Source organism: Planococcus versutus (genome assembly GCF_001186155.3).
Lineage (GTDB): Bacteria > Bacillota > Bacilli > Bacillales_A > Planococcaceae > Planococcus > Planococcus versutus.
This window is the reverse complement of sequence record NZ_CP016541.2, coordinates 56,579-70,675: the sequence shown is the minus strand read 5'-3', so window position 1 is coordinate 70,675 and position 14,097 is coordinate 56,579. Positions and strand designations below refer to the sequence as shown.

At 35.0% G+C, this 14,097-nt stretch carries 14 protein-coding genes and 3 pseudogenes; 7 read left to right on the top strand and 10 right to left on the bottom strand.

Going from position 1 to position 14,097, the window contains the following annotated elements:
- Window positions 1–475 precede the first annotated feature (475 nt).
- The 4 genes and pseudogenes from I858_RS16695 to I858_RS16680 form a co-directional block, all read right to left on the bottom strand.
- A pseudogene (locus I858_RS16695) lies at window positions 476–987 on the bottom strand (transposase); the annotation flags it as partial.
- A 267-nt stretch (window positions 988–1,254) separates the two neighbouring features.
- Window positions 1,255–3,417 carry an ABC transporter ATP-binding protein/permease gene (locus I858_RS17565; RefSeq protein ID WP_049695001.1) on the bottom strand — a complete coding sequence of 721 codons (2,163 nt, stop codon included), beginning with the start codon at window positions 3,415–3,417 and terminating at the stop codon, window positions 1,255–1,257.
- 64 nt (window positions 3,418–3,481) lie between these two features.
- A complete protein-coding gene (locus I858_RS16685) occupies window positions 3,482–3,823 on the bottom strand; it encodes a hypothetical protein (protein WP_038704974.1) in 342 nt (113 codons plus the stop codon).
- A 40-nt stretch (window positions 3,824–3,863) separates the two neighbouring features.
- Complete coding sequence (locus tag I858_RS16680; protein WP_038704975.1) at window positions 3,864–4,331, bottom strand: hypothetical protein; 468 nt, start codon at window positions 4,329–4,331, stop codon at window positions 3,864–3,866.
- A 230-nt stretch (window positions 4,332–4,561) separates the two neighbouring features.
- Between I858_RS16680 and I858_RS16675 the strand changes: the two genes are divergently transcribed.
- The gene (locus I858_RS16675; protein ID WP_038704976.1) at window positions 4,562–5,449 is read left to right on the top strand and encodes a helix-turn-helix transcriptional regulator; all 888 of its coding nucleotides are present in this window, start codon (window positions 4,562–4,564) and stop codon (window positions 5,447–5,449) included.
- On the opposite strand, the gene I858_RS17100 is transcribed toward I858_RS16675, so the two are convergent.
- Together I858_RS17100 and I858_RS16850 are read right to left on the bottom strand one after the other, a co-directional pair.
- The gene (locus tag I858_RS17100; RefSeq protein ID WP_156108911.1) at window positions 5,446–5,604 is read right to left on the bottom strand and encodes a hypothetical protein; all 159 of its coding nucleotides are present in this window, start codon (window positions 5,602–5,604) and stop codon (window positions 5,446–5,448) included. The two genes, I858_RS16675 and I858_RS17100, sit on opposite strands and share 4 nt — an antisense overlap.
- Before the next feature lie 559 nt (window positions 5,605–6,163).
- A pseudogene (locus I858_RS16850) lies at window positions 6,164–6,458 on the bottom strand (ATP-binding protein); the annotation flags it as partial.
- Between I858_RS16850 and I858_RS16670 the strand changes: the two are divergent.
- The 6 genes and pseudogenes from I858_RS16670 to I858_RS16645 form a co-directional block, all read left to right on the top strand.
- Window positions 6,456–6,671: pseudogene (locus tag I858_RS16670) on the top strand (transposase); the annotation flags it as partial. The pseudogenes I858_RS16850 and I858_RS16670 overlap by 3 nt on opposite strands.
- Before the next feature lie 392 nt (window positions 6,672–7,063).
- On the top strand, window positions 7,064–7,822 hold the full coding sequence (locus I858_RS16665) for a hypothetical protein (protein ID WP_049695000.1): 759 nt from the start codon (window positions 7,064–7,066) through the stop codon (window positions 7,820–7,822).
- A gap of 100 nt (window positions 7,823–7,922) precedes the next feature.
- Window positions 7,923–8,318 carry a hypothetical protein gene (locus I858_RS16660; protein WP_049694999.1) on the top strand — a complete coding sequence of 132 codons (396 nt, stop codon included), beginning with the start codon at window positions 7,923–7,925 and terminating at the stop codon, window positions 8,316–8,318.
- A 359-nt stretch (window positions 8,319–8,677) separates the two neighbouring features.
- Window positions 8,678–9,031 (top strand): VOC family protein, encoded by a 354-nt coding sequence (locus I858_RS16655; protein ID WP_049694998.1) that lies wholly within the window; start codon window positions 8,678–8,680, stop codon window positions 9,029–9,031.
- A gap of 349 nt (window positions 9,032–9,380) precedes the next feature.
- A complete protein-coding gene (locus I858_RS16650; RefSeq protein ID WP_049694997.1) occupies window positions 9,381–9,740 on the top strand; it encodes a hypothetical protein in 360 nt (119 codons plus the stop codon).
- A complete protein-coding gene (locus I858_RS16645; protein WP_049694996.1) occupies window positions 9,741–10,088 on the top strand; it encodes a type II toxin-antitoxin system RelE family toxin in 348 nt (115 codons plus the stop codon).
- Window positions 10,089–10,156: 68 nt separating this feature from the next.
- On the opposite strand, the gene I858_RS16640 is transcribed toward I858_RS16645, so the two are convergent.
- Genes I858_RS16640 through I858_RS16625 form a run of 4 tightly spaced genes read right to left on the bottom strand, consistent with a single transcriptional unit; the run spans window position 10,157 to window position 14,087 of the window.
- Window positions 10,157–11,212, bottom strand: a complete 1,056-nt coding sequence (locus I858_RS16640) for an NAD(P)/FAD-dependent oxidoreductase (RefSeq protein WP_049694995.1) — start codon at window positions 11,210–11,212, stop codon at window positions 10,157–10,159.
- A gap of 16 nt (window positions 11,213–11,228) precedes the next feature.
- Window positions 11,229–12,014, bottom strand: coding sequence for an ABC transporter ATP-binding protein (locus tag I858_RS16635; RefSeq protein ID WP_049694994.1), 786 nt, complete (start codon window positions 12,012–12,014; stop codon window positions 11,229–11,231).
- A gap of 29 nt (window positions 12,015–12,043) precedes the next feature.
- A complete protein-coding gene (locus I858_RS16630) occupies window positions 12,044–13,078 on the bottom strand; it encodes a FecCD family ABC transporter permease (protein WP_049694993.1) in 1,035 nt (344 codons plus the stop codon).
- A complete protein-coding gene (locus I858_RS16625; RefSeq protein ID WP_049694992.1) occupies window positions 13,071–14,087 on the bottom strand; it encodes a FecCD family ABC transporter permease in 1,017 nt (338 codons plus the stop codon). Before I858_RS16625 ends, I858_RS16630 begins: the two co-directional genes overlap by 8 nt.
- Window positions 14,088–14,097 lie beyond the last annotated feature (10 nt).

The following is a 14,097-nucleotide window of genomic DNA, read 5'->3' as shown; positions in this document are numbered from 1 at the left end:
TCCTTCTTCTCTGACTCTTATAAACCATCGTTTTTGATAGTAATATGATTCATGAATTGTGTTTTAAATTTTACTCAGACTTACCTTACTAATAAATAAAATATCTACTAAGACCATTATAGAAAAAATTTACATATAATTAACTAACTAGTCTATAATTAATCAAACGAATAGCAATACTTATTATTAGGTACTAATTAAATACAATCCAAAAAGGGGCTGGACTTATGAGTGTTTTAAAAGTTTATTCGGTATTACTGAAAAGAACGAAGTAAAAAGCAAACAAAAAGATAATTCAAAAAAAAGTACAAGAATCATTGATGTAGATACTTCCCCCTCTTTGACTATTTCAGCATCTCCTATAGGTGACATTACAGGCAGTACAGCAACAGATTTTTATGTATATGTAAATTGTCAATTCAAGTCGAACATGGTAAGAAATTTATGAATACCTCAAAGGCCGTATTGTAATTCACTTGCCGATGACGGTGTCGACTTCCCAATGGCCACTTGGCTTCGAGGCGCCAAACGTGCATGGATTTTTTTCAGACGAGGCAGCTTGCCCCGGATCACCACTTCATTGTTTTTCAACTTCTGTCCTTTACGGATCAGAAGCTTTGGGGACAGCTTGAACAGGCCAAGTGCCGCGTAACAATAGATGCTCGAGACACTAATTGGAAAGGGTTTCTTATGCGTTTTCCAGTGCCGTCCAACGAGGCATTCTGGTGACAAGCCCAACTTCAGTTTGGACAGGATATAATCGACGTCTTCTTGATTGACCGATCGTCTAGCGCCACAGTTTTCACGTTCGGCCTCGTAATCAGCCTGTGCCAACAGAGCGTTGTATGGCTTACAGCGTTTCAATTCATAGTGGATGGTGCTTTTACTTCGTTTCAACTGTTTCGCCATATAGGACAACGATTTCTCTTCGAGGCAATAACGCTCGATTAGCACACGTTCCCATGATATCATGTGGGCATTGCTCATTTTGGGACACTCCTTTAGTTGATTCGCGTTAACTACGGTGTACCCACTTGAGCTATTTTATTTTCTAACCGTTCGACTTAATATGATAATCTACAATAAGAAAGAAAACTCAATTTACCATTTGGTAACAGTTAAGCCTTCTTTCATTCTGTACTTAAATTTTCGCAAAATCACATTACAATATATTGCATTCTACAACTTCGAATGACAGCTTTTCAAAAAAATAATAGAAAATTTTTCACTTCTAACAAGAAGCATATATTAAAACTAACTGCTAGAATTCAAATGTTTTTTCAAAGATTTTTGCTTAATACCCCACACACCCCAAATTATTGAAATTACTAAAATTAATATCATTAAAAAAACTATTGAAATTAAAATATTAAGAGATAACAAGTTTTTGAACAGTAAAAAGTATGGTGTAGTACTTAAATAAAACTCATTAATTAGCAAAGCAGCTACATAGGATATAAATAAGTATCCAGAAAATAATAAAAGTGTTTCAAAGGAAATTATTGAAAAGATATTCTTTTTTGAATATCCCATACTATACAATATAGCTAATTCTCTATTTCTATCATTAATATGGCCTTTATTCAAAAAAGCAACTAAAACTCCAATAATTAACGCAATAATAGCTGAACCTATTACCAATCTCTTCATCAATGAAGAATATATGTTTGACAATTCTCCGTTTTTAATATCATACTGGGAAACTAAATGATACGAAGGAAATTGTTGTTGTAGTTTTTTGTGAAGAGTAGGAAGTTGATCTTTAGATTTTGCTACCACTATCATTTCGTTAGAACCAGTACCTACCGCCTTCTTAAATGAAGGATAGTCTTTAGTAATCTCCTCATTGAACTTTTGAGTCTGCTCATTTTCACTCAAGACGTTTGTGAAGTATTCATAACTTTCATCCTTAAGATACCCTTCTTGATCGCTTTGGTTAAAATAACTTGTGTAAATGCGATAATCAGTGGTTAAAGTTTGCTCATAATCAGTGGCGTATACTCCTGCAATCACATAGTTAACTTTTTTCTTTCTCTTCTCAAAAGATTCTACATCTAATGTTATTTCTCTATTAATTAATTTGCTGAAATTGCTATCTTGTATTAGTGTAAGAGCAAAGACGTCAGGAATCAGTATTTGATTACTTAAATCCTTAGGAAAGCTCCCTTTTATAACATTTAAGTTTTTCACATTATAATTAGGGATATAGCTCATAGGAACTTGTAATGCCGTAAAAGAAAAATTTATTTCCTGTATATCGTTGAAATATCCAGTATATTTCTTTAATTCATTTGGGAAGTCTTCTTCGGTTATACTTTCATCAAAAATATTTTTGTCTTTATCATAATTTGTTTCAACGTCTCCTGTTATTAAAATGGCATCTTCAACTTGCTCAATTTTCTTAACTTCCTGTAAATCCTCTTCTGAAAAACCGATTCTCATTCCATCAAATTGAGAACTAATATTTTTCTCTTGAATTTCACTTACGGTGCTCTGATTAAGTTCTTGCGTGTTTAAAACAACAGTTCTTTCACCTATACCTGAAAAAAATTTATCAAATGATTCTACAGATGAGGCTTGATATGCTGTAAAAGATAAAACAAAACTACATAAAATCATAATTATAGGAATAGCTAAGAAGCCAATCTTTTTTTTAGTTCTCGTTAAATTTTTTATAGCATAGGATAAAGAATGTTTTTTAGAGGAATAATTTTGTAGAGGTTCTTTTGATATCACACTCTCGTTGCTATTAATATTAATAGTTGAATTTTCATTTTTGATTTCTGTAATTTTTCCATCTTTTATCTCGTATAAAACATCTGCCATTTGAATAACTGATGGATCATGAGTTACTAGAAACACCAAAATTCCTTTAGAACGTAACTTTTGTATGTATTGCATTACTTTGGCTGATGTCATTCCATCTAGATTACCTGTTGGTTCATCTAGTAATAATATTCTAGGATTTCCAATAACAGCTCTTGCGATCGCTACTCTTTGTTTTTGTCCACCACTTAAGTTTTTCACTAAATTTCCAGATAAATCTATTATATCCATTTCAATTAGAATATTATTTATATTTTCTTCTGTATAATCACCTGAATAAAAAATGTTTTCATAGACCGTAAAGTTCTCTAATAACTTATAATCTTGGAAAACAATTTGAATATCATGAGTCCTCGAACGATTCCACTCTTTTTTTGAAATGTTCTTAGAATTTTGGTTTAATAAGTAATAATCGCCTGAAAAATCTGTATCTAAACCCAATAAGATATTTAGTAAAGTTGTCTTCCCTTGTCCGCTTTTGCCAATTAAAACGTGTATGTGGGACGGATTAGAAACGCTTAAGTTTACATTGTTAAATATAGTTCTTTTTCCAAATTTTTTTGATAAATTTTTCAACTCAAATATATTCATAAAATATGTCCTCCAAATTAAAAAGTAAAGAACGATATTAATATACCGTTCTTTACTTTGTGTTTTACACTTCGAACCATGGACTATGGTAGTATTGTGGACTAACTAAAACCATACCTTTTTTATCTCGACTAGGAGTTCCATAAAATGTAGACGATGCGCTTTTGTTAGTACCTAAATAGTATGATTTATTCCCCACTATAGTACCAGTTGCATACACAACCCTTAATTGATAATTGCCTCCCTCGGACGCATTGCTCGTTCCAACTGAAGAAATTCCATTAATGTCATACTTAAACGCTGAACTCCAAGGACCCTGAGCTGCAAATGCAGGCATTGTTGATACTAGAAGCAAAGATACTGCAAAAATTGTGCTAAAAATACCTAAACCTAATTTCTTTTTCAAAAAATCACCTCCCCTAAGTTTAAGAACTAAGAAATATTTTTTATTGTTTAGTAAAGTCTTTTATTAATTTCTTTTTTGTAAAATTATTAACTTCAATAGAATCTACGTTACCCTCACCTGTATTCTTTACAATTATTTCAGGTCCACTGATCAATACAATTTCTTTAACCTCTGTACTATCATAGTTAACAAGTACATTATCCAGAGATTGACTAAATTTATTCGATAGTGAAATGCCTTTTACGGTATTAATATAAACGTAAATAACTCCCTCTTTTTTTAATGCGGAAATGGAAGAAATTTTTTCGAAATTTCCTGCGTCAATAGTTCCTTCTAAGACTAAGTTGTCTGAAGGGATGCTTGAACTTTCTTCTTGGTTAATACTAATACCTTTAATTTTTTCAACATCTACGATTCCTCTTGTGCTATCTTGAAAAATTCTTCCTCCAATATATAAAAAAATAACTAAAACTAATAACAAAATAATTCTTATAGCCCATTTTTTCATTCGGCCACTTCCTATCGACATTGAATAACTTTTATTTTTCAACAAAATAATTGAAAAAACTATCAAAATATCTAATTACAGAAATAAAATGTTTTGATTATATAGTGATTTTTGTTTACACGATTTTTACCAAAATTATCTTTCTTTAAACATTTGAATTTGCTTTAATTAAAACTTAAAGTAAGATTTATCTATGATGCAATGGAAATTTATAGGAAAAAGGTGATGGTGTGCTTGATAAACAACGATTAGGATCCGAAATAAAAAGAATTCGTAAAGCAAAAAAGTTAACGCAAAACCAGTTAGCTGAAGGTATGTGCAGCCAATCAGAAATTAGTCGAATTGAAGCGGGTGAGTTCTATCCGAGTATAGATTTGCTCTATTTAATTGCCAACAAACTCCAACTTTCGGTCAATTATTTCTTTGAAATTTTAACTCATGAACAAGCTGAGGAGACAAAGACAATTAAAAACAAGATATGGGCTATGTCTTCTAATAAGAGCTATAAAAAGCTTCTTCAATATGTTGAAAAATTGCTGTTAGAAGAAAAAAACTTCCATCCTGAAACAAAAAAGTTTCTTTTATGGCAAAATTATATGGCTGCTTATTATTTAAAAAGAATTGATGCTGACAATTGCAAAACAGAACTTCTTCTCTTGTTGCGAAAAAAAATGCCAGGTATGGACAACCTTCTAAATCTTCATATTAAAAATTCAATTGCCAACATCTATGCAGAAAATAACTTCTTTAATAAGAGTATCGAGATTTATCAGAGCATATTAGATGAAGATTTAAATACTCAAGAAGCAGAAAATTTAAAAATAAAAGTAATTTACAATTTCGGGAAATTACTTTATTTGAAGAAGGACTACGCATCTTCTCTTTTGTATACTGATCAAGGAATCAAAATCTCAATTGAAACAGCCAATATGTCCCTTCTTGGCCAATTTTACTATCAAAGAGGTTCTTTATTAGAAGAGCTTGATTTCTCTTTCGAAGATATTACTTCCTCTTACAAGAGTGCTCAATTCTTCTTTGGATTGCTAAATCTTGATCTATACACAAATATTCTATTAGAAAATAAGTCTAATTATCTCTTAGAAAAGATAACAACCTAGTTTTCGAATGGAAGTTCAGTATTCGGAAATAAATCTCCAGCAATGTCCCCTCCGTTGCTGAAAGCACTGTCAATTTGCAAACCATTTGTAAATATTAAAGTTATTGAAAAAATAGCTATAATAGTACCCAATATAAAACTCTTACTTTTTAACATATTATTCCTCCTAGACATTTAACTTATAAATAATAAATTAACAGATTAAGTGGGAATAAAATATGTATTTATGCATATTTTATTCCCATTTAAATAATTTATATAAATATTTATGCCTATGACTATTTACCTAAACCTCTCTATTACCTAATATTCTTAAAGTTCCTGTTTACGTATCGGTTAATTTGGTATATTCCAATTTAAGATACAAGAGGGTAAAGGCATATTCTGATGACTCTGGTGTTGACCACAATCAACTTTTTTAGATACAATTGCTTACTCAAAATATCTTAATATTTAAAAAAATGGTGCATTATTAAGGTAGTTGATACCTCTTTAAAATAAATTGCAAAAAATCTATTTGCTATAACAACCGATGTTATCCATGATTTTTAAAGTAGTGAACCCTTTAGTATCAATGAATCATTGAAGAAGGACAAACTCGAGGACCAGTCGTGCCATGAAATAGAACCAGGGCGGACATGTTTAAAAACCACTCCGGACATCAGAGAACCACTCATAAGAATAAAAAGGCAGCCCTCGGGCGGTCTTTTTATTCTTATGAGTGAATCCCTAGTCTCTCTCGCATAGAAATCTTTCCGTCAATGAAAATGGAGTGCGAACTATGAATCACCCGGTCGAAAATGGCATCAGTTAACGTTGCTTCGCCAATTTATTCATACCAACCGTCTGGTTCAAATTGAGAACAGAAGACTGTGGGTAGCGTTCTGATACCTGGCCTCAACGATTTCCAAGACATCTCGTGCTTCATTTTCTGTCAAGGAGACAAGCATCCACTCTTCTAATTTCAATAAGTTTACCTTCCGGTAAGCTTTCATGGTTTTTTGGTAGGTTCCTTGAAATGGACGCTGTTCTATAAACAGCGCGCCGCAGTGGAACGCGTCAACGCTTACTTGAAGGAGTATTTCGATTTGAATAATGTTCGACACCGGACAGGCAAGAAAGCGAAAGTCCATTTTGAACTCGTTTCGTTGATTTACAACGCGTCCCGATTGGCGAGCGATCGTTTGAAAGTCGCTAGAAACCGTGCTTTAGCAGCCGCTTAAATTTTAAAAACAGGAAAAATGGTCCGAAAAACCGTCTAAACTTTTTTAAAAGGGCGATTTATGAAATTGATTCAAGAAACTAGGTTTTTGATATTGGACGCTTACAAAAGTAGAAGGTAAGCGAGGGTATATTAGTATTGGTATTCCTCTATTTCCTAAACTTAAATGGTATATTTATGAGAAGTAATTTAAAAATTGACTATTGATGTGTTAGCTTTTTAGCATGTTGGTTAAATAATTATGTGATCAAGAGAGATTATTTTTCAACAAACGAACCTATTTTTTAAAAATAGAGCTTTTGAACAATTAGAGCACGGTTAGTTGAATAAGGTACTTCGAATTTCTTCATTGAATTTTTAAAAAATTACATTTTGAAATCTGGGAGTGTTGATGTGGGTGTTTGGGGAGTAGCAATATTATCCGATGATGTGGCTGAAGATATCAGTTTTAGATATAAGGATTTATTAGGAGAAAATTATTCGAATGAAGAAGCAAGTAAAGTAGTAATTAAAGAATTTCAACATGAGTTAGATGATGAAGAAATTACAGTCTTTTGGTTGTCATTCACTTTAATACAGTGGAAGTTAGGAAGGCTTCAAGAAGAAGTCAAACATAAAGCAATTGAAATTATTGATAGTGGTGTGGACCTTGAACGTTGGGAAGAAGATCCAAAATTACATAAAAAACGTGAATCTGTTCTCCTGAAACTAAAAGAACAATTACAGTCCCCGCAATCACCAGCTAAAAGAATTCCAAAGAGGTTTGTAACCAAGACATTTTTAAAAGCTGGTGATGCCATTAGCTATGAATTAGTTTCAGGGAATTTTATTCTCCTTAAGGTCATCGGAATTATTGAACAAGGGACTGGAGACAAATATCCACTTTTCGAAATATGTGATTGGACAGGGAAAGAGATTCCTCCCAAAAAACAAATTAGTGAATTAGAATTAAGAAAATGGACGTGGGAAAATGGTCATCAAGAGTTAAACGCATTAGCTATTTTCCCCGCTGGTAAAAGAGATAACCCAATAAAAAGAGTACAAGTAGTAGCAGAAGGAATAAAAACTGTATTGGATATGGAAGCACCATCTATCGCCTTAACTTGGAAAGCATTTGATGAAAACTTAAAGGCGTTTTATCATGTTGAATAACGACCCTTACACTTACATGGACGATCGTTTACTAAGCATTTTAGAGGAAATTAATGCACGCTATTGGGATAAATTTTTAAATGAAAGGAGAAGATAAGATATGACTACGTTCAGTTTTTTTATACTATCTGAAAAAAGCTCACTGATTGAGAAAGATAGATTTAATAAGCACTCATTTGTTAAAAAGGAAGGGAATTTTTATATTTTTGCCCGTCAACAAACAGAGGGTTTTGTAGAAGGCCATTGTATCAGCAATGATTATTTTGATTTCATTCGTTCGATATCGAATGAAATGAAATCACCTATATATACGTTAGTGAAAGAACTCAAAAATAAAGAAGGCGAAAACGACTTCTCTATTAAAAAACAACTCAATTCTAGTGGAATGATGGATAGTGAGAAGGTTTTAATTTTAACTCAAGATACCTTAATATCCTATAATTCGTTATATAAATTCCCTTTTACTCAAGACAAATTTACACATAAACGATTTTAATTTAACAAACATAGGTGTACTTATATACTCAAGAATCCGGACAGCTTTTGAGTAAACGTTTTAGAAAAAGTAGCCAGCGCTACTCTTTTTTTATACCTTTTTTTCAAATTTGAGATGAATACGATTTTAATAGCAAAAATTTCTATGGAGTAGGTAAAATTAAATCGATATTTTGATCGGAAATGCAAACAGTTTCGACAATTCTCTTTTTCCTGGACTTAAATGATGAATTTATGGAAAACTTATAAACACGACTGATGATGTAGTGGCTTACTGGGACATCGGGTTAAATAATTATATAATTAAGAGAGCCTAATCTTTAATAAACGGGCCAGGATAAGGATGGAGACGAGGAATATATGGATGGAATATTAGGTGTTGAAGAAGTATTGTTTTTTGTTCCTGATGTTCAGGAAGCTAAGCAATGGTTTATAGATTTGCTCGGTGAAAATCCTTATTTTGATAATGAAAATTACTGTGCTTTTTATTTAGCAAACTCCACTATTGGAATTCATCCGAGTGATGATAAAATTTCATCTGGTGTCGCTGGACAAGTGACATATTGGCGTGTAGCGGATATCAAAGAATCCATAAAGCATTTCAAATCACATGATTGTTTGCTGTTCCGAGGTCCAATTTTCGGAGTAGATAAGGTATGGATTTGCCAACTTATTGACCCTTTTGGAAATGTATGGGGACTTGTAGAGAAATAACTCCAAAATGAATTGTTCATTCTAATAAAATCGCGGGCGATTGTTGAGTAAATTTTTTAAAAAATGTAGCTTTAGCTACTCTTTTTTCTTAGTTTCAAGGTTGAGGTGAAGTGTGTCATCATCCGATGTTTACAGTAGAAAATATGAACAGTATAGACAATCCTCTGTTTCTATAACTAATTGACACTAGGTATGATCATTCCTAAAAAAATTAAAATTGTAGCTGTAAAAAAACATAATGAAACAAAGTACGTACGAAAACACGGATGATAATACGGATTTTTTTCTGTACTCGAATAATATTTTATAGTATACTTTATTTAAATGAAACAATAAGGAGTTGATAACGATGAGTATTCATATTCCAGAAAGACCTAAGTTCAGCGATGAACAAATCACAGCAGCTGGAATTGCTTCTAAAACGTTCGGCAAAGTACGAGCTGCTGCAAAGAATTCACCTCAATACATTTTGTCAAACAACAAGCTCGACAGTGTTGTGTTAGATTACGCATACTACCTTAAAATGTATCAAGAGCTTGAAACTTATCGTGAATTATTTTATATGGACGAAATTGCCCGTCGTGCTGAATATGCTGATGCCCATCCCGAAGACTCTATCTCACTACGCGAAGCTGTAGGGGAAGTTAGTTATGCTCAAATTATGTCTAGTGATCCGGATGAAATTGCAGATGACGAGTTATTTGAATAAATGAGTCAAGATCGATATAAGATTCGATTCGATAAAAAGGCTCAAAGGGAATACGATAAGCTAGATGGCAGCGTAAAAGGACATGTGAATAAGGGATTAGCAAAGTTACGCATACGTGCGGATACACTTGGAAAAGAACTTGAAAATAAACGGAATATGAAATTGCATGGTTGTAAGGAATTGAAGTTTAAAGGCAGTGGCATTCGCGTTATTTATCGAATTACGGGTAGAACAGAGGACGAGTTAGAAATCGTCATGATTCTTGGTGTAGGAGATCGAGACGAAGATAAAGCATTTAAAGACGCTTCTAACCGACTTGCTGATTTCTTAAAGAATTTAGAAAACTAAATAAGGTTATTTTGCTAAACCTAAAAATCCATCGTCATACTACCGATGGATTTTTAGGTTTTTCTGTTTTATTTATTAGATTGCATAGTCCTGAAAATTTCTTTGTTCTTTACTTTGAACATTTCGTTATGCGTAGAAACAATCCCCCGATTACTAGCATCGGGTTCAATATATGATTTCGCATGATTAACTGCAGTAGCACCGTCTGTAAAAGCTCCAGCAATAAGACGCAACTTGCCATCATGTTCTAAAATATCGCCTGCGGCAAATAACCCAGCAACCGACGTTTCTCCTTTTGAATTGCCTGCCACGGTTCGTGGAGAAGCCATTTCAATTGGAATGGGACTGTTTTCTACTAATTCTCTTTCTCTTTCAAAACCATGGTTAATAATGACTTCATCAACGTCTATTGAGTGGGTTTCGGTTAGATTTTCATCACTTAACACCACTTGTTGAATTGTTTCATGATTAGGTGATGCGATTAATTTTTCAATCTTGGTGTTCAAGTAACATTGAACGGAGCTTTTTTGCAGTTTGGCTATTTCGGCTTCATGTCCTTTTAATAAATCTTTTCGGTACGTCAAATATACTTTAGCTGCAATCGTTTCTAATTCATTCGCCCAATCAATCGCAGAATTTCCTCCGCCAGAAATTAAGACGCGTTTTCCTTTAAATTGAGCAAGTGACTTCACCGTATAATGCAAGTTTGTCACTTCAAAGCGCTCTGCCCCTTCAATATCTAGTCGTGTAGGTTGCAGTATGCCTCCTCCAACCGCTAGGATAACGGCTTTTGAGTAATGCTCTTCACCCGTTTGCGTGTGCACAGTAAAGATACCAACCTCGTCTTTAGAAATGGAAGTCACTTTTGTATCCAGGACAATTTCTGGCTGAAATGTGTTGGCTTGTCTCACTAAGTGGTCAACTAATTGATGCGCCGGAGTCGGAACAACCCCTCCGACATCCCAAACTAATTTTTCGGGATAAACATTTAGTTTTCCTCCAAGCACTGAATGGTATTCGATTAATTTCACTTTCATCTCACGACACCCACTATAAAACGTAGAAAAAAGCCCCGCCGGTCCACCACCAATGATACTCACGTCAAAAATCTCTTTAGGCTTCATCGAAAAACTCCTTTCTTTAAATTTTTCTACCCTTGCCATATGGAATGCATACAGGGGTCCCATATAAGGGATCTTTCCCTATTTCACAGCGCATGGAAAATACATCGTTGACCATTTGAGGGGTGATCACTTCTTCTGGTTTGCCTTGTGAATAAACATTCTTATCGCAAATGGCTACAATGTGATGTGCATACCGGCACGCTAAATTTAAATCGTGAAGAACCATCACGATGGTTCTGTTTTCTTTTTCATTTAACTCAAACAGAAGATCTAAAATTTCGATTTGATGCGCTAAATCCAAATAGGTTGTTGGCTCATCTAATAAAATTACATCTGTTTTTTGAGCGAGTGTCATCGCAATCCAGGCACGCTGTCTTTGGCCACCTGATAACGAATCCACCGTTTTTTCTTCAAATTCTTTCATATCGGTTAGTTCTAACACACGATTGACGACAGACTCATCTTCCTCCGACCATTGCTTTAACCAACTCTGATGAGGATACCTGCCCTGTTTAACTAGTTGTAAAACCGTTAGACCTTCTGGAGCTAACGGAGTTTGAGGAAGAATAGCCAGTTTCTTAGCTACTTCTTTTGTGGACTGTTTTTTTAACCCCATCCCATTTAGCAAAATCTCTCCAGTTTGTGGTTTGATAAGCCTTGCTAAAGATCTTAGCAAGGTCGATTTTCCACAGCCATTGGCTCCAACAAAAACGGTGATTTCTCCTTTTGGGATGGTTAATTGTAAATCTTCAATGACTTTAGTTTGACCATAGCCTAAGGATAAAGAATTTGCTTCTAACATACGTATTTCCTCGTCCCCTTTCTATCGCATTATCCATTTCGATTTCGAAATAGGAGATAAATGAAAAATGGTGCGCCAATGGCAGCCGTAAATACTCCCGCCGGAAGATCTAAGGGTAAAAATGCAGTGCGCGCCACAAAATCAGCTAACACCACAATCATTCCGCCGATTAATGCCGATACCGGTATAAGTGCAGCAAATGAGCGACCAATCAGTAATCGCCCAATGTGCGGTGCAATCAAACCAACAAATTCGATTCCTCCCGCGAAAGCTGCCGCCGTTCCCGCAAGCACCACACTGATCAATAGCAATAAAAAACGCCTAGATTGAACTTTCACACCAAGCCCCGTCGCAATATCATCTCCCAATTCCTTGACACTTACAGAGCGAGCCAGAAAAGCCGTCAACGGAATAAATAGGAGAACAAAAGGTAACATCGAATAGACATGTCCCCAATTTGAACCGTACAAACTGCCAGTCAACCAGAGATAGGCTTTGGTGGTTACAGCTGTATCGCTCAACACGATCATCATTAAGACAATTGCTTTCATCGCAGCCGCGATTCCGATACCGATTAACACAAGACGAATGGGTGTTACTCCGTTATTCCATGCCAGCAAATAGATGATTGAGGCGACAATTACTGCCCCTAAAATGGCAGCTAGTGGCATAAATACTGCACTAACCGTTCCTAAGAAAACCACAATAAAAATAATTGCGCCCGCAGAAGCTCCGGCTGTTATACCGATAATGTCTGGCGAGGCTAAAGGATTCCGTATAATTGCTTGCAAAATAGATCCTGCCACGCCTAAAGCTGCGCCCACCATAAAGGCAAGTAACACGCGTGGCAATCTCAGTTCGTTCAGTATAAAGTCCGGTTCTACAATACCCATTAAATTTTTAATGATGACCCATGGACTGATAAAACTACTTCCAATCGACAGACTCATCATCAATATTGCGATAGCTAATAAAGCGAGTGCTATTACAGTAGTAATGGTTTTTTTATCGACTTGAAAAGAAAAATTTTCTGATTTACTTTTAACCGTAATGTGTCTACCCATTCTTCACCACGCCTTTCCGAGCAATATAAATGAAAAACGGTGTGCCAATTAACGCTGTCATCACACCAATGGGCATTTCCTGGGGAGCAATAATAAATCGAGCAACCACATCTGCCAGTAACAGTAAGCTAGCTCCCATTAAAGCACTCAAAATAATCACCCAACGGTAATCAGGTCCAACGATTCCTTTAACTAAATGAGGAACAATCAAACCAATAAATCCGATTGAACCTGCCACCGCTACAGAGCCACCCGCCAATACAATAACGACTATACCAATGATCACTTTCAGCAAGGCCGTTCGTTGACCTAAGCTCTTCGCTACATCTTCTCCTGCAAGTAAGATGGTCACGGGTTTCCCTAAGAATAAAGCAATGAATAAGGCGATTAGCATATAGGGTAAGACAGGAATAATCATATCTAAACTTCTTCCCGATACCGATCCTGCTAACCAAAATAAGATGCTCTGTAGTCGTTGTTCATCAACCACGAGCAACCCTTGTGTAAATGAAACAAAAAGGGCAGAAATGGCGGCGCCTGCTAAAACTAGTCTAATAGGCGACAACCCGTCTTTCCCCAACGATCCTAAAAAGTAAACAGAAACCCCTGCCACTCCTGCACCTAAAAAAGCAATCCACATATAGGACTGCAGGGAATCTACAGAAAAAAAGGTCGCTGACAAGACAATAAAAAATAACGCACCTGCATTGACACCTAGGATATCTGGAGAGGCTAATGGGTTTCTCGTCATCGCCTGCATTAATGCACCTGCCACAGCTAAGTTAGCCCCTATAAAGGTTGCGATAATGGCCCTTGTCATTCTAGAAGTTGTGACAATAATGTGTTCGGTATTCGTTGCATCAAAGTAAAGAAGTGCTTCGATCGTCGTCCAAAATGGAATTGAATTTTGCCCTAATGAGAGACTCAAAACAAATGAAAAAATCATCACCACAATAGAAGCAAACAAAACAACTAATTTAAAAGGTTTATGAGATGACAACTTCCTCATATTTATCCCT